General features: G+C 32.5%; 23 protein-coding genes and 2 tRNA genes. 1 reads left to right on the top strand and 24 read right to left on the bottom strand.

All coding sequences use genetic code 11. The annotated features are described in order from the left end of the window. Nucleotides 1-35: 35 nt before the first annotated feature. The 16 genes from N2692_01725 to pilM form a co-directional block, all read right to left on the bottom strand. A tRNA-Thr gene (locus N2692_01725) sits at nt 36-107 on the bottom strand. Between the two features lie 29 nt (nt 108-136). Next, nucleotides 137-208 (bottom strand) — tRNA-Gly (locus N2692_01720). A 1-nt stretch (nt 209) separates the two neighbouring features. After that, nucleotides 210-590, bottom strand: a complete 381-nt coding sequence (locus N2692_01715) for a septum formation initiator family protein (protein MCX8016001.1) — start codon at nt 588-590, stop codon at nt 210-212. A 39-nt stretch (nt 591-629) separates the two neighbouring features. Further along, on the bottom strand, nt 630-2,450 hold the full coding sequence (gene lepA, locus N2692_01710; GenBank protein MCX8016000.1) for a translation elongation factor 4: 1,821 nt from the start codon (nt 2,448-2,450) through the stop codon (nt 630-632). Then, nucleotides 2,434-4,035, bottom strand: a complete 1,602-nt coding sequence (murJ, locus tag N2692_01705) for a murein biosynthesis integral membrane protein MurJ (protein ID MCX8015999.1) — start codon at nt 4,033-4,035, stop codon at nt 2,434-2,436. The genes lepA and murJ overlap by 17 nt, the downstream gene beginning before the upstream one ends. A 45-nt stretch (nt 4,036-4,080) precedes the next feature. After that, on the bottom strand, nt 4,081-4,902 hold the full coding sequence (locus N2692_01700; protein MCX8015998.1) for a bifunctional 5,10-methylenetetrahydrofolate dehydrogenase/5,10-methenyltetrahydrofolate cyclohydrolase: 822 nt from the start codon (nt 4,900-4,902) through the stop codon (nt 4,081-4,083). A 5-nt stretch (nt 4,903-4,907) separates the two neighbouring features. Then, entirely contained in the window at nt 4,908-5,375 is a 468-nt protein-coding gene (locus N2692_01695; GenBank protein ID MCX8015997.1) for a hypothetical protein, read from the bottom strand. Between the two features lie 5 nt (nt 5,376-5,380). Beyond that, on the bottom strand, nt 5,381-6,292 hold the full coding sequence (locus N2692_01690; GenBank protein ID MCX8015996.1) for a prepilin peptidase: 912 nt from the start codon (nt 6,290-6,292) through the stop codon (nt 5,381-5,383). Between the two features lie 5 nt (nt 6,293-6,297). Continuing rightward, complete coding sequence (locus N2692_01685; GenBank protein MCX8015995.1) at nt 6,298-6,759, bottom strand: type II secretion system GspH family protein; 462 nt, start codon at nt 6,757-6,759, stop codon at nt 6,298-6,300. 58 nt (nt 6,760-6,817) lie between these two features. Beyond that, entirely contained in the window at nt 6,818-8,029 is a 1,212-nt protein-coding gene (locus N2692_01680) for a type II secretion system F family protein (protein MCX8015994.1), read from the bottom strand. Between the two features lie 3 nt (nt 8,030-8,032). Further along, the gene (locus N2692_01675) at nt 8,033-9,106 is read right to left on the bottom strand and encodes a type IV pilus twitching motility protein PilT (GenBank protein ID MCX8015993.1); all 1,074 of its coding nucleotides are present in this window, start codon (nt 9,104-9,106) and stop codon (nt 8,033-8,035) included. A gap of 36 nt (nt 9,107-9,142) precedes the next feature. Further along, on the bottom strand, nt 9,143-10,903 hold the full coding sequence (locus N2692_01670; protein ID MCX8015992.1) for a GspE/PulE family protein: 1,761 nt from the start codon (nt 10,901-10,903) through the stop codon (nt 9,143-9,145). 7 nt (nt 10,904-10,910) lie between these two features. Then, nucleotides 10,911-11,273 (bottom strand): hypothetical protein, encoded by a 363-nt coding sequence (locus N2692_01665; GenBank protein MCX8015991.1) that lies wholly within the window; start codon nt 11,271-11,273, stop codon nt 10,911-10,913. A gap of 1 nt (nt 11,274) precedes the next feature. Further along, nucleotides 11,275-11,877, bottom strand: coding sequence for a hypothetical protein (locus N2692_01660; protein ID MCX8015990.1), 603 nt, complete (start codon nt 11,875-11,877; stop codon nt 11,275-11,277). A gap of 7 nt (nt 11,878-11,884) precedes the next feature. After that, entirely contained in the window at nt 11,885-12,418 is a 534-nt protein-coding gene (locus tag N2692_01655; GenBank protein MCX8015989.1) for a hypothetical protein, read from the bottom strand. A 28-nt stretch (nt 12,419-12,446) separates the two neighbouring features. Next, entirely contained in the window at nt 12,447-13,487 is a 1,041-nt protein-coding gene (gene pilM, locus N2692_01650; GenBank protein ID MCX8015988.1) for a type IV pilus assembly protein PilM, read from the bottom strand. Between the two features lie 69 nt (nt 13,488-13,556). Here pilM and N2692_01645 point away from each other — a divergent pair, with 69 nt between their 5' ends. Next, nucleotides 13,557-14,285, top strand: coding sequence for a ComF family protein (locus N2692_01645; protein ID MCX8015987.1), 729 nt, complete (start codon nt 13,557-13,559; stop codon nt 14,283-14,285). Between the two features lie 3 nt (nt 14,286-14,288). Here N2692_01645 and N2692_01640 read toward each other — a convergent pair whose 3' ends face one another. Genes N2692_01640 through N2692_01605 form a run of 8 tightly spaced genes read right to left on the bottom strand, consistent with a single transcriptional unit; the run spans nt 14,289 to nt 22,584 of the window. Beyond that, nucleotides 14,289-15,071, bottom strand: a complete 783-nt coding sequence (locus N2692_01640; GenBank protein MCX8015986.1) for a hypothetical protein — start codon at nt 15,069-15,071, stop codon at nt 14,289-14,291. 15 nt (nt 15,072-15,086) lie between these two features. Then, on the bottom strand, nt 15,087-16,325 hold the full coding sequence (serS, locus tag N2692_01635; protein ID MCX8015985.1) for a serine--tRNA ligase: 1,239 nt from the start codon (nt 16,323-16,325) through the stop codon (nt 15,087-15,089). A gap of 1 nt (nt 16,326) precedes the next feature. After that, nucleotides 16,327-17,805 (bottom strand): lysine--tRNA ligase, encoded by a 1,479-nt coding sequence (lysS, locus tag N2692_01630; GenBank protein MCX8015984.1) that lies wholly within the window; start codon nt 17,803-17,805, stop codon nt 16,327-16,329. Nucleotides 17,806-17,807: 2 nt separating this feature from the next. Beyond that, nucleotides 17,808-18,275: a transcription elongation factor GreA gene (gene greA / locus N2692_01625; GenBank protein ID MCX8015983.1), complete on the bottom strand. Its 468-nt coding sequence runs from the start codon at nt 18,273-18,275 to the stop codon at nt 17,808-17,810. Between the two features lie 46 nt (nt 18,276-18,321). Continuing rightward, complete coding sequence (gene mrdA / locus N2692_01620; protein MCX8015982.1) at nt 18,322-20,250, bottom strand: penicillin-binding protein 2; 1,929 nt, start codon at nt 20,248-20,250, stop codon at nt 18,322-18,324. A 1-nt stretch (nt 20,251) separates the two neighbouring features. Beyond that, complete coding sequence (locus tag N2692_01615) at nt 20,252-20,770, bottom strand: hypothetical protein (GenBank protein MCX8015981.1); 519 nt, start codon at nt 20,768-20,770, stop codon at nt 20,252-20,254. Nucleotides 20,771-20,774: 4 nt separating this feature from the next. Continuing rightward, on the bottom strand, nt 20,775-21,554 hold the full coding sequence (gene mreC / locus N2692_01610; GenBank protein ID MCX8015980.1) for a rod shape-determining protein MreC: 780 nt from the start codon (nt 21,552-21,554) through the stop codon (nt 20,775-20,777). Beyond that, nucleotides 21,532-22,584 carry a rod shape-determining protein gene (locus N2692_01605; GenBank protein ID MCX8015979.1) on the bottom strand — a complete coding sequence of 351 codons (1,053 nt, stop codon included), beginning with the start codon at nt 22,582-22,584 and terminating at the stop codon, nt 21,532-21,534. Before N2692_01605 ends, mreC begins: the two co-directional genes overlap by 23 nt. Nucleotide 22,585 lies beyond the last annotated feature (1 nt).

Below are 22,585 nucleotides of genomic sequence, written 5' to 3'. Positions count from 1 at the left end.
TTTTTCTATTATTAACTATTAACCAAAATCGAATGAGCCGAGGAGAGGATTCGAACCTCCAACCCATCGCTTACGAAGCGATTGCTCTGCCATTGAGCTACCTCGGCAAAAATTTGAATATCAAAGAGCTAATCTGAGCGGGTGAGCGGATTTGAACCGCCGATCTTCTGCTTGGGAAGCAGACGTGTTGCCGCTACACCACACCCGCATCAAAATAAATCTTTAAAAAATCCTTTGATATTATCTATTATTTCCTCCCAAAATGACTTTGGCACTTGAACAGTCGAACTTTGTTCTTCTAACTGTTGCATTATTTCTTGAGGCACCACCATTACTTTTTCCCCCGATTTTTTTAAAACATAAAGCTCCCGCGCTAAACGTTCTAATTCTTCTTGATTTTTTAATCGTTCTATTTCGTTTTCCAAAGTCTCGTTCTCTTTTTTTAAAGCTTCTATCTTATTTAAAATTGCCTCATATTCCATTTTTAATTTTCGTTCGCTAAGAATTTGGCGAGAAAAGTAAAAAATAACGATGATGGCTAAAATTAAGAGAAAAATCAGTAAAAATTTGGAATGTAAAATTCTCCGCATTGTTCTATTATTTTACACAGAAAATCATAAAATCTCAAGTTAATCCAATTTTAAAAGATCGAGATATGTTTTGGTAGAAAGATGGACACGTCCCCTCTCTTTTAAGCGCTTTTTCCCTTCTTTTTGTTTTTTCCACAACTTCATTTTTCGCGTTCGATCGCCGCCATATAGATAACCCGTAACATCTTTTTTTAATGCTGGTAAGTTCTCTCTGGCAATAATTTTATTTTCAATCATTGCTTGAATTGCCACAACAAAATTTTGTCTTGGTAAAACATTTTTTAATTTCGCAACTATCTTTCTGCCTTCTTCTTCCGCAAATTGACGATGAACGATTCGCGCCAAGCTTTCCTCTTTTTCGCCAGCTAACAAAATTTCCAACTTTACCAAATCGCTTTCTCTATATTCTAAAAATTCATAGTTCATAGAAGCATAACCTTCGGTTGCGCTTTTTAATTTATCGTAAAAATTAACAATAATCTCACTTAACGGCGCTTCAAAAATTAAAATAAGCAGATTACCTAAATATTGAGTCGTAAGATAATCTAGCCGATGCCTATCTTTTAATTCCATTATAGCCCCTAAATATTTCTGTGGCGTAATAATTTCTAAACGCACCCATGGTTCTAAAATTTTTAAGATGCGGTCGCAATCGGGCATATCCGAAGCTCGATAAACATTAATCTCGCTTTTATCTTTAAGAATTACTTTATAATTAACAGATGGTGTTGTAAAAATAACATCAATTTTATATTCTCTTTCCAATCTCTCTTTTATTATTTCTAAATGAAGCAAACCCAAGAAACCCAAACAAAAACCCTGTCCCAAAATAGAAAAAAATTCGGTTTTGTAAACTAAACTTGGATCATTGAGCTTTAACTTTAAAATAGCGTTCTTTAAAAGATTTATATCGTCATTGGAAATTGGGTAAACACTCGCAAAAACCATTGGCTCGGGCTCTTGATAACCTGTTAATGGCTTAACCTCCTCAAAAACAAAATCAAAATTTTTTAGTTTAATTTTTGAAGGAGAAATCAGAGTAATTGTATCGCCCACCCTAACTTTTTGAGGTTCTTTTAAACCAGTTACAATATACCCAATTTCACCCTCTCTTAAACAATCGGCTGCTTCCAAATTAGGTCTAAAAATTCCAACCTCATTAATTTTGAATGGCGTTTTTGATGCCATTAAAAATCCGTATTCGCCCGCCTTAATTACGCCATCAACAATTCTGACATAGGAAATAACACCTTTATGATCATCGTAAAGCGAATCAAAAACCAAAGCCCTTGTTTTATTTGTAATATTCGTGATTGGAGCGGGAATTTTTTCAATTACCGCATTAAGTAAATCAGCAACGCCTTCGCCGGTTTTAGCAGATACTAAAAAAATTTCTTCCTCTCCTACCCCCATCAATGCTAACAGCTCTTTCTTAACCTCTTCAATTTGGGCATTGGGCAAATCGATTTTATTAATCGCTGGAATAATTGTTAAATTTTGTTTTTTAGCTAATTGATAATTGCCCATCGTTTGAGCTTGAATACCTTGAGTAGCATCAACCAATAAAATTGCGCCTTCAACCGCCGCCAAACTTCTTGAAACCTCATAGGTAAAATCAACATGACCAGGAGTATCAATTAAATTCAAGATGTATTTTTCTCCTTTATAATAGTAAGTCATTCTAACAGGTTGCATTTTAATTGTAATTCCCCTTTCTCTTTCTAAATCCATTTGATCTAAAAACTGCTCTTTCATCTTTCTTTTATCCACCGTTGAAGTTATTTCCAAAAAACGATCGGCCAAAGTCGATTTTCCATGATCAATGTGGGCAATAATAGCAAAATTACGAATATTTTTCATGATGTCCAAAAATATTTTTAATTAGAGGATACTCACTTAATAATTTTAGAAGTTCTTCTTTTATTAAGATATAACTAAAAAATAAATAAATCGAGATAAACACCACGCCTCCGCCAATTAAATAAACAAGAGCGTCTATTTTGTTTTGAGGGGAAGGAAGAAAAAAAGAGATGATAAAGAATAAAATAAAGGTGATGGTAGTTGCTATAAAATTTTTTATAATAAATTTTTTAAAATTTAGAAAAGCGGCGCTTCTTCTTTCAAAAACTTTTCTCTTGTTCATAAAAATAATTAACAAGAGAAAATTTAAAAAATTACTAACAATAAATGATATAGCAACGCCTTTAATTCCCATTCGCGACGCCAAAATCAAGCTTAATCCAATATTTAAAATATTAGCACCTAAACCCGCAAAGAATGGCCGCCACGCATCTTTCTGAGCAAAAAATACTCTTATTAATAATGGGAGCAGTCCAGAAAAAATAATATTTAAAGAAAAAATGCCTAAAATTAAAGTTGTTTCATTTTGCGCCATTAAATCAAAGTTTCCATATTTTAAGGTTAAAAAAACGATTTGTTGCCGAAAAAGAAAATAAAAAGCCGAAACGGGCAAAATAAAAAATAGAATATTTTTTAATGTTTTAACAAAAAAATTGATAAATTGCTCTTTCTCAAATGCCGCAGCAGCCAAAATAGGAAAGGCAGAAATTGCAAAAGAAATGGCAAAAATATTTTGAGGCAAAGAATGCAAATCATTAGCAAAATTAAAAATCGCCAAACTCCCCTTTTCTAAATGTGAAGCGATAATAGTAATAACCAAAAAATTAATTTGCGTGGAAATCAAACTTAATGTCCGCGGACCAGCAATACTAATTAAATTTCTTAAATTCTCCGATTTGAAAGATGGTAAAAATTTAAATTGAAAATCAATATTTTTAAGTGAGGGAATTAAAATTGCTAAATGAAGAAAGGCCCCCAATAAAACACCTAGAGCTAAACCAATCGGCCCAAAAATTTTTGTTAAAAAAATAGCGCCAATAATAATGCCTAGGTTATAAAAAATTGGCGAAAGCGAAGTCACAAAAAAACGACGAAAAGTTTGCAGCATTCCTCCAAAAATCGCGGAAACGCCCAAAAAAATCGGTTGGAACATCATAATTCTTAAAAATTTTGCTACTTCTTTTTGGGAAGACAAATCAAAACCCGGCACAATCAAACGAACAATAAATGGCGCCACAATTAAAACTAAAATCGCCATCATAAATAAAACCAAAATAATTGTACTTAAAATATTATTTGCTAATTGCCATGCCTCCTCTTTTGATTTATTTAATTTTTCGGCAAAAAAAGGAATAAATCCAGCAGATAAAGCACCACTAATAAAAATGACATAAATCAAATCTGGCACGCGAAAAGACGCCCAGTAAATATCTAAAATTCTGCTTGCCCCAAAATGCGAAGCCAAAATCCCATTTCTTAACAACGCAATTACACCATTCAATAAATAAAAAAATGCAATTATAATTGCACCGCCACTAATTGTTTTTGATTCAAAATTCAAAATTTTCTCAATCAATCTTTTCATACTTAATCAACCTAATTTTAATTTCTTCCACGAAAAAAACAAGCCTTATTTATCCATTATTAATGTCTTTAAATTTTTGTAAATCATTGTCACCAAAATCGGACCCATTCCACCCGGTGTCGGAGTTATCAAAGAAACTCTGTTTTTTATTGAATCAAAATTAACATCACCACTTATTGTATCTTGTTGTTTCTCAAAACCAAAGTCAATCACTATCGCTTCATTCTTAATCCATCTCTCATCAATTAGATTGGCTTTACCAACACCGCTAATAACAATATCGCAATTTTTAATAATTTCTTGTGGATTTTCCGTATTAATATCAACACAAAAAACCGTGCATTTTTGTCTTAATAACCAAATAGCAATTGGAAAGCCAATTAATCGTCCCAAGCCAACAACACCAATTTTTTTCTTTTGAAAATCAACTTTATATTTTTCGAAAATAAATTTTAAACTTTCAACTGCTGGCGGCAGAATTTTACTCCTTCCCAAACAAAATTGACCAAAATGGCGTTCGTTTAAGACATCGGGGTCTTTATTAATCGGAATTATATTGGCCAAAGCATTGGTATTAAATTTTTCCGACAATGGCAACTGCAAAATAATCCCTTTTATAAAATTCTTTCTACTAATTTCATTGATTTTTTTTCTAATAGTTTTATTGGAAAGATTTTTATCAAAATGGAAATGAAAAAATTCTATTCCCAAATAAGCGGCGGCTTTTTGTTTTTGTTTAATAAAACTCGTATTTTCTTCTTTATTACCAATAGAAATAACCGCCACAGCTATTTTGCAATGTAGAAAAAAATTTTTTAACTCATCTAAAACTTCTTGAGCTAAATTTTTTCCATTGATAATTTCCACAATTTTTATCTATAAATAAGATAGACTGTCGTACCGCCATTAATAAAAATTTTGGCTAAATCAATATCAGGCTCATTCAGCGGTTTTGACCAGTTGAAATTTGGTATTTTCATTTCCCAATAATGCCTTTCGTTGTTGGCGAAGTTTTCGATTTTAGAAAGATGGATTCTCCCATCTGGTAATTTAGAAAATTCAATTTGCAAATTGCCCGCCCGCGATGATAAAACAAGAGCATCATATAAACTTAGTCGTCCCATTACCACATCTCCCTCAAAAATTCTTTTATTTCTACTGTCATACTGTAGAATTAATCGCGCCTTATTCGCTTCAATTCGTGAAAGATAAACCTGTTGGGTTAATTGATTATCAAGCATAAAGAGGTAGCTATTTAAAATAACGGTTGCCACAAAAATAACAGCCATAAAAGAAATTGCTCCCCAATATAAAGAATTTGAAATAGGTATATCTCGCATATTTTTTAAAAAATATTAAAAAGAGACAAATATAAATCTACTAAATTTGAACCCCAAAAAATAGTTATTAAAACACCAAGCGCCAAAAAAGGACCAAATGGCACCATTGATTTTAAAGTCCTTTTTTTGGCTACTAGAAGTATTATACCAGCAATTGAACCGAAAATAAAGGCTAAAGCTAGGGCTATAATGCTATTAGTAAAACCCAAGATTAATCCAATAAAAATACCTAATTTTACATCACCAAAACCCATCCCCTTGCCGCGACTAAAGAAATAAATTAAAAACAAAAAGCCACTTATTAAAATTGCCCCTAAAATCGGCGACAACAAAAAAGGAATCCGACAATTAAAATAATCAATGTAAGAACCTAAGAAATTAATGCCACAATTAAAGAAATAGTTATTTGGATTTTGACTGATAAAATAAAAGGAAATAATCATTAAAACAGCAAGCGCTACACCAAAAATAATATAATTATCAGGCAAAAGATAATATTTAAAATCGATTATTGATAAAATAATCAGAATTGCTAAATAAATAGCAAAGAAAAAAAACAAAACAATCGGCCAAAAATAAATGTGTTGCGCCAAAGCTAATCGCACTGGTGTTAAATTATAAATTTTCAAAAACAAACCCAAAAAAATTAAAGCCGTTATAATTTCAACAAGAGGATACTGCCAAGAAATTCTATTTTTACAATAGCGACATCGGCCTTTTAAAAAAACAAAACTAAAAATTGGTATTAAATCATACCACCTTAATTGATGCAAACAAAAAGGACAGCGGGATCGACCGCTGACTAATTGAGAAAATTTAATATAAGAATCGGGCTGGAAGCGAGTTGTTATTACATTAATAAAACTCCCCACTCCCAACCCGATTAAAATCACAATCAAACACAAACCACCAACCATAAATCTTACATTCCTACACAATAAACAGGATCCTCACAATTAACATTAATAGTAACACCCGCCAAATTAACAGGGTTACCATCTATATCATTAGCCAATAAAGATTGGTTACCTGCTGCATCTTCAATTGTTGCGCCAATTACATAGTGTTGCTGAGTTGCATCAACACCATACACATAATTATAAGTGGCTGTTGGATCTTTAGGAATGCTTGTGATTCCGATACCAGCACCAACTAACGCCGTTTCTAATGCGCTCCAAGTATTAACATTTGGATAATTACCATTTTTCATATAATATACTTCCAAACCATTCTGCACCTCTTTTAAATCAGCAATTCTTCTAGTATCTCGACCGCGGGTTCTAAAACTGGACAAACCAACCAAAATTAACGCGGCCAACAAACCAATTACCGCAATAACGACGAGCATTTCAATTAAAGTAAAACCTTTGTTTTTATTACGCATTTTTATTTATTTTTTGATAAATCGACCTTTTATATATTTTAAAATATTAAAATCAAATTTAAAAGACCTGGGCTAAATTATATATTGGCAAAAGCACAGCGGCAATAAATAAGCCCATAAAAACGCCCAAGGCAATAATTAGAATAGGTTGAATAATTTCCGCTATATTGCTTACTGTCTGATCTACTTCATTGCTATAAAAATCCGCCACTCGCATTAATAAATCTTCTACTCGCCCCGAGGATTCACCAACCGAAATCATTTGAATCACCATTGGCGGAAAATAATCGGGATATTGAGCAAGATATTGAGAAATGGAAGAACCTGTTCGAATGGCCTCAGCGGTATTTGCAAGAATTTTTTCATAAACAATGTTTGTTGTAATTTTACCAGCAATTTCTAAAGAATTAGCAATTGGCAAACCGCCTTTAATCAAAGCGCTACAAGATGAAGAGAAGCGACTCAAGGCAACTTTTTTAACAATGCCTCCTAAAATAGGAATAGAAAGGGTGGTTTGCTGCCAAAACCTCCTTCCCTCTTCTGTTCTAATATATCTAACAAGCAAGATAATAACTGCGCCAAAAAAGATAATCAACCCCACACCCCAATTTAAAATAAAATCACCGATGTTTAATAAAAACCTCGTGAGAAATGGTAATTTTACATCTGCTTCAACAAAAACGCTTTTTAATTGCGGAATCACAACGGTAACCACCAAAATTAAAACAGCCAAAAAAACCACTAAAATAAATATTGGGTATATTAAAGCATTTCTAAATCTGCTGGTTAATTTATTCTCTTTTTCTAGATAATCAGCCAGATAATTTAATGTTTCTTCCAATCGACCTGATAATTCTGCGGATTTAATCATATTAATATAAAAATCAGAAAAAACTCTGGGGTGTTTTGATAGGGCTTGGGAAAGATATAACCCCCCTTCAACATCAGTAAAAACATCAAAAACAGCGTCCCTTAAAATTGGGTCATTTATTTGATTGTATAAAGTTTTTAGAGCATCAATTAATTGAACTTTAGCTGAAAGCAAAGTGCTTAATTGCCTTGTAAAAATCATCAGATTTTTGATTTTTACTTTTTGAAAACTTCTAAGTAAATTTTCAAAAAATCCTTTTTTCTCCAAAGATTCAAGAGACAGAACGTAAATTTTATTATCTTGCAAAACTCGAATTGCCAAATCACGATTGCCAGCTTCAACAACGCCGCTTTGAATTTCTCCTAATTCATTTCTACCCGTATATCTAAATTTAGCCATATTTTATCGAGCCAAAAGATTTGCTAATTCGGCCGGATTTAATGAATACGATTGGGCTGTTTCTAAAGAAATTTCGCTTTGTTTTACAAGATTTGCCAACGAACGATTTAAAGAAATCATTTTTTCTTGGATGCTAGTTTCAATAACTAAATCAATTTGATAAACTTTATCATCTCTAATTAAATTGCGAATGGCAGAATTTGTTATCATAACCTCGCAAGCAGGCACGCGACCACCATTTAACCGCGGCACTAATCTTTGAGAAACAATACCTACTAACGTTGAAGCTAGCTGGGTTCTGATTTGGGCTTGTTGTGAAGCTGGAAAACTATCAATAATACGATCAATTGTCTGGGAAGCAGAATTAGTATGAAGAGTTGAAAAAACCAAATGCCCAGTTTCAGCGGCTGTAATAGCAGTTTGAATTGTTTCTGGGTCGCGCATTTCACCGACCATAATTACATCCGGATCTTGTCGCAAAACTGAACGCAAAGCGCGATGAAAACTCAGAGTGTCGCTAAAAACTTCTCTTTGGTCAATAATTGATCTATCCTGAATAAAAACATATTCTATTGGATCTTCAATTGTAATAATATGCGTGGTTCTTTTATGATTAATTTCATCAATTAAGGCAGCAAGAGTTGTTGATTTGCCATGCCCTGCTGGACCAACCACCAATACAAATCCCTGAGTATATTTAGTAAAATCATGCAATACTGGCGGCAAATTTAATTCTTCAATGGTTCTAATTTTATAAGGAATAAATCTTAATGAGGCGGCCATATTGCCTCTTTGAAAATAAACATTAACACGAAAACGCGCTTTATCGGATAAAGTATAAGAAAAATCAACTTCTCTATTTTTAAGAAATTCTTCTTTTTTTTCTGCTGGAAGAAGAGCATCAACTAAACCAGCCACAATATCCTTTGTGTAAACTTCCTCTTTAACAATAGGAACTAATCGTCCATCAATTCTTAAAGTTGGTTTGCGGCCAACCGAAAAATGCAAATCAGAAGCGCTTTCTTGCGCTGTAAGCATTAAAAGTTGTTCTAATTTGTCTTTATAAAATAAATCCATATGTTTTTCTATTTTATTTTATATTATAAACCAATTTTATTCCAATTTCACTGTTTCTTTAAGAACCTCATCAACCGAAACAATGCCTTCTAAAGCTTTGATAATGCCATCTTGTCGCAAAGTAACCATTCCCTGCCTTTCCGCCTCGGCTTTGAGATTAGCTTCTGATGGATTAGTTAAAATCACCTGCTCTAAAGACGGTGTCATTTTTAAAATTTCAAAAATGGGAATACGGCCTTTCACTCCCTTAAAATTACATTCTTTACAACCCTGTGGTAAGTAAATTTCGTATTTTTCTTTTTTGTATTTCTTTTTCAATTCCGAAGGCAGTGAATCAATTGTTTTTTCAATTTCTTCTTTTAAAATTCCTGTGGCTTCAACTTTTTGTTTACAATTATCACACAACTTCCCAACCAATCGCTGAGCAACCATTAAAATAAGCGATGCTGGCAACAAATAAGGCTCAATTTTCATATCAATTAATCGCGGAATAACTCCAATAGCATTATTAGTATGCAACGTCGAAAGCACTAGATGACCAGTAAGGGCAGCGTGCACAGCTAATTCAGCCGTTTCATTATCGCGAATCTCACCAACCATTATTACATCAGGGTCTTGACGCACAATCTGTCTTAACCCCGAAGCAAAATTATAACCAATTTCTGGTTTAACTTGAGACTGATTTAATCCTTCAATAAAGTACTCTACCGGATCTTCTAAACTAACAATATTGATGTCTTCTTGATTTAATTTTTGGAGAACAGCGTATAACGTTGTTGTCTTACCAGAACCCGTTGGACCAGTAACAAGAATCATACCAAAAGGCTTTTCAATTCCCTCTAGAATCAGCTTTTGATGGTAGTCTTTTACACCCAGCCCTTCAATTGTTTTTAATCCGATATAAGGATTTAAAATACGAATGGCCACTTTTTCACCCAACGCAGTTGGCAAAGTTGAAACACGAAAATCAATTTCTTTATTGTCTAGCAATGTTCGGAATCGTCCATCTTGAGGCACGCGTGTTTCGTCAATTTTTAAATCAGACAAAATTTTAATGCGAGCGACAATGGCGGGTTGCAATTCCAAGGGCAAGCTCATAATTTCTTTTAAGTCGCCATCCAATCTGAAACGCACTCTTAATCTGTTTCGCATCGGTTCGATATGTATATCAGAAGCATCGGCATTAACCGCTTCTTCCAAAACAGTTGAAACAATTTTAATCACAGGCGCCTCTTCAGCAATCACCCCACTAGCTTCATCAATTCTAATAATTCTTTGTTGATATAATTGGTGGGTTGCTTTTGCTTGGCGTTTAAATATTTCTACACTATCTTGAATTTCTTTTAAGCGAGTAGCAAATGACCGATAATTTTTCCACAAATTTTCTAAATCGCTCTTTGCAACAAGATAAATGGCGATATTCAATTTTTTCTGTTTAGCAATAAATTTCAAGATATCCTGTGCCTTAGTATCATCAGGATAAAGCATACCGACATACAAAGTATCCTTTTCTTTTTTAAAAGCAACAATCTTGTGGGTTCGAGAAACCTCCTCGGGGATAATATTCAAAACTTCATTAGGTACTATTTCTTCTTTTGTAAATGTCTTTAAAGGAATTTTATAGTACTCGCTTTTAATTTTGGCTATTTCCTCATCAGAAATAAGATTGCGTTCATAAATTAAATCTTCAACATTGCGATTTAAATTTTGGCTTTCTTTTAATAAACGATCAGCCAATGATTGGTTTATCTTGTTATTTTTAACCAATAAATCAAGAAAGTTTTTATTTGGAATCATTGTAAAATTAGTATGGAATAAATGGATTAGGACGACCCAGGCTGGGCAATTCTACCGGTTCAGCATAGGAATGCAAAGATTGAAAAATTGGATTGTTTAAAATCTCTTCTGGTGTTAATTTTAAACTGCTTAATCCACCAGTTATATCCGCTGTTGTTGTACCAGTAGTTTTTATTGCGGTTGTTGTTTGTGATGTAATCGCTCCAGTCTCTTGGGTTGCGACATTAACAGTTGTAACAGTTGTCTGTTTTTTTGCAATTTTTTCAGGTGCAAAAAATACAAAATAAACTATAGCAATAGCAGCAATAAGAATAACTATGATAACGTAGATGAAAATATTTGTTTTTGGTTTTTGCTCTACTGTTTCCATATTATGGTTGATAATAAAAATTTAGATTGACGCGGAAATTAAAAATATTAGTTGTTGTTTTTTCCGAAGCAACCACGCCAGTAAAATTAATGGAGGTAACATCCATTAATCTTATATTAGTTTCTATAGCATTTAACCAAGTTTTAAAAGATTCGTATGTGCCAACCATAGACAAATCAACATTAACAGATTGAACCGCGTTAATTAAAGATGCTTTTGCACTACCACCATCAACACCAGTTGCCGTGGATGTTGCACTTTGAAGAGGAGGTTTAATGGTGATATTTTGGATTAATATTCCGCTTTCAGAAGAAATTTTATCCAATTGTGCTAAAACGTTAAAAAGCTCGTCGGTTTTGGGGAGCGTTAATGAAATCATTTGATTAACGTTTGATAAATTTTTATACTGATTAATTATGTCTTTCGCCAGCTGTAAAGATTTGCTCTGACGAGCATATTCTTCTTTAACAAGCTTCAAACTATCATTTAAATCAAGAACTTTAAGTAAATTTGGCCACGTATAATTAAAGAAGGTTATCACGGATATTAAAAAGAATATGATTGTCAGTATTAAACTAAAATTTCTTTTTGTTGTTTCTTTCATAGTTTGATTATTTTAAAACGAAATTGGGATTAAAAGTAATTTCAAAAGCGAAAGTGACCTTATCACCAGCTATTCTTACGTTGGATAAATTCACCTTATTAAATTCGGAAACTTTTTGAAATGCCAACATTTGTTGAGCCAAAAACTCCAAATTATTTGAATAACCATCTATTTTTAAAGTTTTATTTTTATAATCATAAGAAAATGCGGAAAAGGCAACTTTTGGATGAGTAATCAATTCTAATCGTTCAAAAATTTTGGAAGAATATAAATGATTACTAAGCAGCGCTTTTAAATTTATTAATTGCGAATAAAAGCCTAGAACTTCCCTTCTATCGGTTTCGGAAATCTCATTGCTTAAAGATTTTATTTTATTGTTTAAATCACTAATGTTTTTATTTAGATAGTTTTGATAAAATACGGCAATAAAATACAACCCCAAAGAAATAATTAGTAAAATTATTGAAAGGGTTAATAATCTACCCAACCATCCACCAGATCTTTTTTTAGCGTATAAATCTATATTTTGAAACTCAGCCATATATTTAAATTATAATATTTTTTACAGACTATTCCAAGCCCTTAAGCGCCGCCCCTGTGGAAATAGAAAGAAAAGGTGCCACATCGCGCAAAAGAGGCTCTAAGAAATCAACATACTTTATATCCTGAAACGGCCAACCCTTTTCAACGGAAGTATTCAAAAAATCCTCAAAATACTCCACCAAACCAGGCATATTAGCTCCTCCGCCAGTAATAATAATGCGTTCGATTTTTTTATTATTCTTTTGCTGATAAATATCCATCATTCTTAAAATTTCATTGCCAAAGTTATCCACAATCGGCATTAAAATATTAACGACACCCATTTCTTGAGGATCCACCTTAAAACCTTTTATCTTTTTAAATTCCTCCGCTCTTTCTTTATTAACGCCTAGACTTCGACTAATAACATGAGTGATTTCTGCGCCTCCAATATTTAAAGTTTCATAACTTACTAAAAAACCATTTTCAACAATAAAAAAATTGGTAATCTGTGTTCCCATATCAATAATCAAAGTATTTCTTTTATCACCCTTGATTAGTGAACGAATTAACGAAATGCCTTCGACTTCCCAGCCCAACACATTCAGACCTACTGCCTGTCCTATTCTCCTATATTTTTCAACCAATTCTCTTGGTGTGGCTACCAATACAATATTACTTTTCTCTTTTGTTCCTTCTGTAGTTTGACCAACCAACATCCAACTAATTTCCAACTCTTCTAATGGCACGGGTATATATTTTTTTGCCTCGAAAGTTACAGCCGTAGCAATTTCTTTTTTGTCTGTAAAGGGTAAGTCAAATTGGGTTATGAAACTGGAAAAAACCGGCAAAGAGAAAACAGCCCTTTTGGTTTTGGGTTTTAAAACCAAAAAGAGTTTTTTTACTAAATCAATTGTTACATCTTCCACCAATTTAAAATAATTGCTTTGAATTGTGGCGTTATTGCGTTCAAGATATCCGTAAGTTTCTAAAATGCCATAGTTTTCTAAAATTGGCTGGTCAACTGTGCCAGATAATTCTACCGCCTTAATATTTGTTGTCCCGATATCAATACCCAAAACACGCATAATTGAAAATTTTTTATCTCTTTTTTATTATAAAAAACAATTATAAAATATTAAATAAAATTATCCACAATGATGAAAATAAAAATTGTCAAAAATTTTATTTTTGATTGTCTTTTTCCTATTTATTGCGTTAATTGCCAATCTTTTATTCCTGCCGCAAAACAACTTTATTTATGCGATAATTGTTTGGATAGCATTGTCATTAACTCAGGTTTTATTTGCCCCATTTGCTTCAGAAGAGTGGTTGATTTTAAAAAATGTCTGCATTCTAACAAAAAATCACACCTCGACTTTTTGGGCTCCGCATTATTCTATGACCACCCCGTAATTAAAAATTTAATTCATCAATTTAAATACCAATATATTAAAGAAATCGCTTTCACATTGGCAAATTTTTTAAATGTTTTTTGGACCAAAACGACTAAAACAATTGAGGAGGATTGGGGAGGTTATATTGTTATACCAATACCTTTACATAAAAAAAGACTGTGCGAAAGAGGTTTTAATCAAAGCGAAGAAATTGCCAAAATTTTTGCCCACCAATTTAATTTTAAAATACTAGACAATATTTTAATCCGCAAAGTTGATAACCCGCCGCAAGCCAAAATAGAAAATTACGAGCAGCGTTATAAAAATATTAAAAATATATTTGAAGTAAGAAGCCCGGGATTAATAAACGGACAAAATATTATTCTTATTGATGATGTTTTTACATCAGGAGCCACCCTCCAAGAAGCAGCAAAAATTTTAAAAAATAATGGAGCTAAAAAAATTATAGGTCTTACTATTGCGCGTTAAAAATTATTTATAATAAATTTTGGGCAAAAATCTTAAATCCAAATATTCTAAGTTGCCGAAATCAAAATTGCTTTCTAATAATTTAGGTACGAATTTTGTTGTTTCCGACAATTTATTAAGATTGATTAAAATTTTAAAGCCGCCGTCGCAGACTACAATAATGTCCTGATTAGTAAGTTCGAAGTTTTTGAAATTAAATTTTTTATTGATAATTTGAGTTAAATCAAAAATTTGCTTCAAATCAATTGCTAATTTATCGCCTAAATGATAAATGTTATTCCCCTTATTATAAATTAAAATTAAATTCTCTTTATCGTTGCGATTTATTTGATAAAAGAGAATGCCGTCTTTATCTGCATAAAAATACTGGTTTGAAATTTCGTCATAAAATAAAAAAAGGGGGGTTCTTTCTTTTAATGAGATTTTAAGTGTTTTACTCACAAAATCTTTTTGACAGTTCACGCTCTCTATAGTGGGCGATGTTTCTTTGATTTTATTACACAAATCATCACTCCAAAAAAGAATGTTTCCACTTAAATCAAAAAGGTAAAATAGTTTTCGATTATTATTTATCTCTTGGATTTTTCTATAAACATCCGAAATTGAAACTAAATTATTACCGGCAATAATCAATCGCTGAAAAAGAAAAATTTTGGAATAAAGAATGGAAATGAATATTCCAAAAAAAACTATTAAAATCAAAAAGGTCATTAATAGCCGCCGTTTTTTTTGACGTCGTTTTTGAATTTGTCTTAGACGATAAGTATTAATGGAGCGCGCATGCATCAAATATATTATAAATTATAAATACTTTTTGAGCACCTCTGGAATTTCAATTGAACCATCTTCTTTTTGATAATTCTCTATGATGGCAACTAAAATTCTACCAATAGCAAAAGCAGTACCATTTAAAGTATGAACAAAACGCAAACCATTTTTACTCTTATAACGAATATTTAAACGTTGGGATTGAAAATCTGTACAATTACTACACGAATGGGTTTCCGCATAACGATTTTGAGAAGGCAACCACGCCTCAATATCAAAACTTTTTGCTGAAGGATTTGCCAAATCTCCACTGCACAATTGAATAACACGATAAGGAATTTTCAACGCCTGCATCAGTTCTTCTTCAATAGATAAAATTAATTGATGCTCTTTTTCTGATTGTTCAGGAGTACAAAAAATAAACATTTCTAATTTTTCAAAATAATGAACACGCCAAATACCTTTTGTGTCCTTTCCATAAGAGCCAGCCTCTCTCCGAAAACAAGGAGAGAAAGCAATATAGCGAAGGGGTAATTGTTTTTCTTCAAAGACTTCGTCCATGTGCATTGGTCCTATCGCCTGCTCTGCTGTCCCAATCAAAAATAAATCATCTTGAGGGAAATAATAACGCTCTGCTAAATCTTTTTCCTCATCAATATAACCCATTGCTTTCATTGATTTAGAAAAAATTAGAGCAGGCGGGACAACAGGAATAAATCCTTTTTCTCTTAAAAAATGCATAACCCAACGAACCAAAGCATATTCAATCATTACCGCTTCATTTTTTAAATAACCAAAACGTGTGCCTGAAACTTTCGCCGCCCTTTTGACATCAATCCAATTATCTTCAACCAAAGTCAAATAATCTTTTGCTTCAAATTTAAAATTAGGTTTTTTACCTACTTCACGCAAAACAACATTTTCTGTTTCATCTTTACCCACAGGCACATCTGTCAATGGAATATTAGGTATTCGATAAAGCAATTCATTTAATTGTTTTTCCAGAGGCTCTAAATTTTTTTCTAATTCTTTAATGCGTTGTTTAGTTGCTTTTGCTTTTTCTAGTTGGTCTTGACTGAAATTCTTTGAAGCTTCTTTTGATAAAATATTTAATTCAGCCCTTAGAAATTCTATTTCTGATAAAATACTCCTGTAATCCTTGTCCAACTCAACAATTTTTTTAATAATCCCCGAATCTCTATTCTTTTTATTCAAACCATCTTCAAATATTGAAGGATTTTCCCTAATTTGTTTTAAAAGATACGTGAGCATATTATTTATTTTTCATAAAAGGAAAGAAAATGACCTCTTTAATTGAAGGCGCATTAGTTAAAAGCATCACCAAACGATCGATACCAATACCCACACCAGCGGTTGGTGGCATACCATATTCAAGCGCCTCAATAAAATCCTTATCAAACGGCGACGCTTCTTCATTTCCGGCTCTTCTTCTTTGTTCTTGATTTTTAAATCTTTTAGCCTGATCAACGGGATCATTTAATTCTGAGTAGCCATTAACAAATTCGATACCAGCCACAACTAATTGAAATCGCTCTGTTTCATCTCTGTTTTCTTGTCGAATTTTTGCCAATGGAGATAATGCCACAGGATGATGAATGATAAATGTAGGTTGGATAATCTCTTCCATACATATTTTTTTATAAACTTCATCAAGAAGTTCCCATTTATTTTGATTCTTCATCTCTTCTTTTATTTCCACTCCCCGACTCTGCAAAAACGCTAAAATTTCTTTTTCATTATGAATGTTTGGATCTAGATTAGTTTTTTTCTTAATTAAATCTAGAAAATTAATTCTTGGCCATGGCGGTTCAAAATTAATTGTTTTGTTGTCGTAAACTAAAAGCAGAGGGTTGCTACTATCAGAAAAAGTCTTTTTTAAAATAAACATAATCAATTCTTCAATAAAATTCATCAACCCTTCATAATTTTGATATGCCCAATACAGCTCCATCATTGTAAATTCAGGATTATGTGTTTTATCAATGCCTTCATTTCGAAAACACTTACCAATTTCATAAATTTTCTCAAACCCGCCCACGAGTAATCTTTTTAAATAGAGCTCGGGCGCAATTCTTAAATAAAGGGGCATATTTAGAGCATTGAGTTTGGTTTTAAAAGGACGCGCCAAAGCTCCGCCATGAAGAGTTTGTAATATTGGTGTTTCAACTTCTATGAATTCGTTTTTCTCTAAAAATTCTCTAAGCGCCTGAATAATTTTTGCTCGCAAATTAAATCTATTTTTTATCTCTTTATTTAGAGCTATATCAAGATAACGTTTGCGAAATCTTTCTTCAACATCTTTTAAACCATACCATTCTGATGGTAGAGGTTTTAAGCTCTTAGCTAATAATCCCCAACCCAAAACCATCAAACTTTTTTCTCCGCGCTGTGTTTGAAAAGGATATCCATCAACCTCAATAAAATCGCTAACATCAAAATAATTTTCAACGTTTTCAAAATTTTTTGTTTCGCCTTTCTTAAAAACTAATTGTATATTTCCACTACCGTCTCTTAAATCAATAAAAATTATTCCTCCGTGGAATCGCAAGCTCATAATTCTCCCCGCCAAACAAACCTTTTTTCTTTTTTTGCTCCATTTTTCAAAATGCAGCAAAACCTCCCCAATGGAAGAATTTTTTCTCGATTGACTAGGATAAATTAACTCACCGTTTTTGGTCAATTCCGCTATTTTTTTCAATCTCAATTTTTTAATTTGATCAGCGGTAGACATAATTAGTTAATCTCTAAAATTTTGTATTTTTTGCAATTATTATTTGGACCACAAAATTTTATTTCTTCTCCCGCTTTTTTATTCAATAATGATTCCCCCAATGGCGATTTAAAAGAAATGCACTTATTAGCGGGATCGCTTTCTAACGAACCAACTATGGTGTACTCTAAAATATTTCCTGATTCATCTTCTAATTTTACTTTTGAACCTATATTTACTTTATCATTTTTTTCTTGTTTTTCAATAACAACGCAATTATGCAATATATTTTCCAATTCGGCGATTCGCTGGTCATTTTTTTGTTTTGCTTCTTTTGCTTCGGCATAAGCCGCATTTTCTGATAAATCACCAAGTTCTTTAGCGTGTTTTAAATCATTGGCAATTTTATTGCGAATTTTTGTTTTTCTTTCTTCCAATTCTTTTTGTAGTTCTTCGTATTTTTCTTTAGATAAATATATTTTCTCGCTCATAATAAAATAAAAAAACGATCTCTTAAAGACCCTGACAGTAACCGACCTAAAATCCTCTGTTTTTATAATACCACAACAAAATATCTTTTACCACCGGAATGGCATTCAATGATCCCTCTGGAACATCTTCAATTAAAACAAGAATGGAAATTTGCGGATTTTCAAAAGGAGCAAAACCATAAAATAAAGCATTTATTTTTGTATTACCAGCAGTTTGAGCGCTTCCGCTTTTTCCTCCAACGCTGAATGGCAAATCAGCCAAAATATGCGCTGTTCCCATAGCGCTTTTTACTGTTTGCCCCATACCCTCTTTTACAATTTTTAAGTAGTTTGGATTAAGAAAATTTTCTTTAATAACTTGGGGGTTGTTTTGTAAAATAATTTGATTGTTGTTGGTGTTGATATATTTCACAAGATACGGCCTTAATAAACGACCATTATTAATCAAGGAATTTAAACTCGTAATTAAACGAATTGGAGTTGTTGTTAAATCGCCCTGGCCAATAGAAACATTGTAGGTGTCGCCTACACGCCAAGATTCTTTGGTTTTTTCATCGGGAATATAACCAATTTTTTCCGCTGGCAAATCAATTCCTGTAATAAAATTAAATTGAAATTCCTCTAAATATTTTTTGATTTTCGCAATCCCCAATCCTTGATAATTTTCATAGCCGCCGCCGATAATATAAAAATAAACGTTGCTGGATCGTGCGATTGCATCAATCATATTAACATAACCATTATTGCGCCAATCAACAAAAATTGAAGGTTTATCAGGGAAATATGGATTGGGAATAGTGATATAACCATGAGTTTCAATTTTTTTGTAAGGATCAATGATGTTTTCTAACAAAGCAGCCATTGCCATAATCGGCTTGATAGTTGAACCGGGGTTGTATAATCCCAAAATCGCCCTATTAAATAATGGCTTACTATTATCATTGGTTAGCTTTTGAAACTCTTCGACGCTAATGCCCTTAGAAAAAAGGTTGATATCGTAACCGGGATAACTCACAAGTGATAAAATTTCACCAGAATTTGGATTGGTTATAATTACCACACCTCCCCTCGGTTTAATTCCTAAATTTTTTATCTGTTGAGCCAAACGGTTATAACTATACTGCTGAAGCTCAGCGTCTATTGTTAAATATAAATTATTACCATCGATTGGTTCTTTTACCACTCCTTCATTAAGAATTTCCATTGCCGCATTGCGTAAGATTTTAATTTCTCCATTCTCGCCTTTTAAATAATCCTCATAAAAAGCTTCTAGTCCATTTTTTCCGATTTTAATAAATCTCTGATAATAAGGGTTTTTCTCTAGATCCTCTTTGGAAACACGACCCGTATAGCCTAGAATGTGACTAAAAGCAAAGCTGTTTTGGTATTGTCTTAAATTTTGTTTCATCACTTGAATAGCGGCCGCATCAGCAAAATAACTTTCATATTTTATTGCTTCTTCTCGCGACAAATTACTCTTTAAAACAATCGGTTCAAGATTTTTATTTTCTTCTAATTTTTCCTCTGATAAAGAAACGGCAATTTCTTCATCTTCTTTAATTTTCTTTAAAAATTCCTCTCTTTCCTTTTTGTCCGTGGGCAAATAAGCGGGGAAAAGAATTAAATCAAAAACCTCTTGATTATAAACCAGCTCTTTATTAAATCGATCAAAAATTAAACCCCTATTGGCAATAATCGGGATAGAAGTTATGGCATTCTGCTGTGCGGCCAATGTTAGTTCTTTTCCTTTTGAAAAATTTAAAACAACCACCCACCCAAAAGAGAAAATAATAAAAAAAAGAAAAATGACCAACAATAAATCTAACCCCCATCGACCAATATCTAATTCTAATCTCTGCGTTTCTTCCAAGTCGCTTAATTTAGAAAGGGCTTCTTTATTAAATAAAATCTCCTCCGCCTCTAAAAAATCACTTTCTCTTTTTATTTTTTTATTTTTTTTAAGATGTAACTTCATTTTATTTTTTAATCATCTTTACAATTAATTTAAAAAATTCCCCCATTAATCCTAAAATAAAAACTAGTAGTGAATTTATCCCGATTTCTAAAAGATGCCGCCAACTTAAAAAATAATTAAAAAAGTTATTTTGAAAAAAAATGTAATTGATTAATACGTAGAAAAAATTAAAAACAATGGTCCCCAAAAAACCAATAAAAAAATTTAAAAATAAGTGTTTTTCTACTAAATATTTTCTCCCAAAAAATCTAAATAGCAATACGAGAACCAAGAAGCTAATTAAATAACTAAAATTAAAAAGGCTTGTAAAATCATAGATAAAACCTCCAATAAAAACACCGAAAAGAACTAACATCCAGCTGGGATTAAAAATATTAGCCAAAAGCCCCATAAGAACAAGATTTATTTTAACGCCAAAAATATCAAACCAATTAATAAAAGTTATTTGCAATAACGCTAAAAAACCAATAAAAAAACCGAAAATAATTATTTTAAAAAAATCTCTTATATTTTTTTTCATTGTCTTAAAGAATAACTAGTACTTGGTATAATTTTGTCCAATCAACAGCTGGTTTTACCTTTATTTCTTGAAAAACTTTACCAGCGGGCTTCACCGCTTCTTCTACTTCTCCAATATATAAATTTTTTATAAATTTATTATCCAAACCGGAAGTATATACAACATCACCGGCATTAATTTCTTCCTTAACAGGTATGAGGTCAATGCGAGGCTCCAAAAAACCATTCCCCTTAAAAAGTCCTTCGCTTTTCTTTTCACCTACAAAAACTGCGGCTTTAAAATCTGAATCGGTAATTGCCCTTGCGGTGCTAAAACTCTTCGAAACATCTATAACTTCTCCCACCAAAGTTTTTCCAGCCCACACGATTATCTGTCCGACTTTGATACCATCCTCTTCCCCCTTATCAATAATAAATGTTTGCGAAAAATTTAATGGTGAACGCCCGACAATATTCGCCAAAACGAAATTAAGATTTTTTGATTTTTTTAATTGCAGGGCATCCTTCAAAAGTTCGTTTTCATATTTTAAATCCTGATATTCAATTAAAAGCGATTTTAATGCCCGATTTTGAAAAATTAAAAAATTATTTTCTTCTTGAATATCTTTGTATTTAATTACGCCGTTAATCCAATAATCTATGTTTTTGACCACGTTTAAAAAAAATGTTCTCCAATTTTCAAAGAAAGTTTTGGATTCTGTTGCTGCTGAAACAAATTGGAGATTCAAAAAAATCCAATAAATAATAATCAAAATTATTAGATTATTCTTTTGTTTGTGATTCATAACTCACAATATTCTTGTACTTTTCTAAATCCTCAACAACCATACCCAAACCTCTAACAGTAGCAGTTAATGGATCATCGACTAATTTAACCGGCATCCCACAATAATTTTCAATTAAACGATCCAGGTTTCGCAACAAACTACCACCGCCAGACAACCAAATACTTTTTGTCGAAATATCAGCAACTAATTCTGGGGGTGTTTCTTCAATAGTTAAACGAATGGCCTCTATTAAAACTTTCAACGATTTGTCTAATGCTTTAGCAATTTCATCAGTTGTTAAAACAATTTCTTTCGGCAAACCAGTAGCCAAATCCCGCCCTCGCGCAATAGCTTCCCTTTTCTCCATGCCATTAATTTTTGCCGCTCCTATTTCTAATTTAATTTGCTCTGCGGTCATTTCTCCAATTAATAATCGATATTCATCTTTTACATATCTAATAATATCTTCGTTGAATTTCTGCCCGGCGATTTTTAAATTTTTATACCGTACAATACCACCCAATGAAACAACGACAATATCAGTTGTCCCGCCGCCAATATCAACCAAAATATTTCCTGATGGTTCAAAAATGGGTATATGACTGCCGATGGCCGCAGCCAACGCCTCTTCAATTAAATATATTTCCCCCGCTCCAGCATTCAAAGCCGCATCAGCAACCGCTTTTCTTTCAACTTCAGTAATACCGCAAGGAACTCCAATAACAACCCTCGGACGATAAGGTAAAATTCCCATTTTTGATTTGCGAAATTTCTTATAAAAATATTTGAGCATTTCTTCTGTTAATTCAAAATCGGAAATAACCCCATTTGTTAATGGTTGAACAGCCGCAATATGCGGCGGCGTCCGCCCTATCATTGCCTGCGCCTCTTTACCAATCGCTAAAATCTCACCTGTTTTTTGATTGTAAGCCACTACAGATGGTTCATTTATGACTATCCCTTCTTTTTCTAAATAAACAAGTGAATTGGCTGTTCCCAAATCAATTCCTAAACCCGGCGATAATTTGGCTAATATTTTTTTAAACATA

The organism is Patescibacteria group bacterium (genome assembly GCA_026415775.1).
GTDB lineage: Bacteria > Patescibacteriota > Minisyncoccia > UBA6257 > JAAZHW01 > SKW32.
This window is presented reverse-complemented; position numbering and strand designations above follow the sequence as displayed.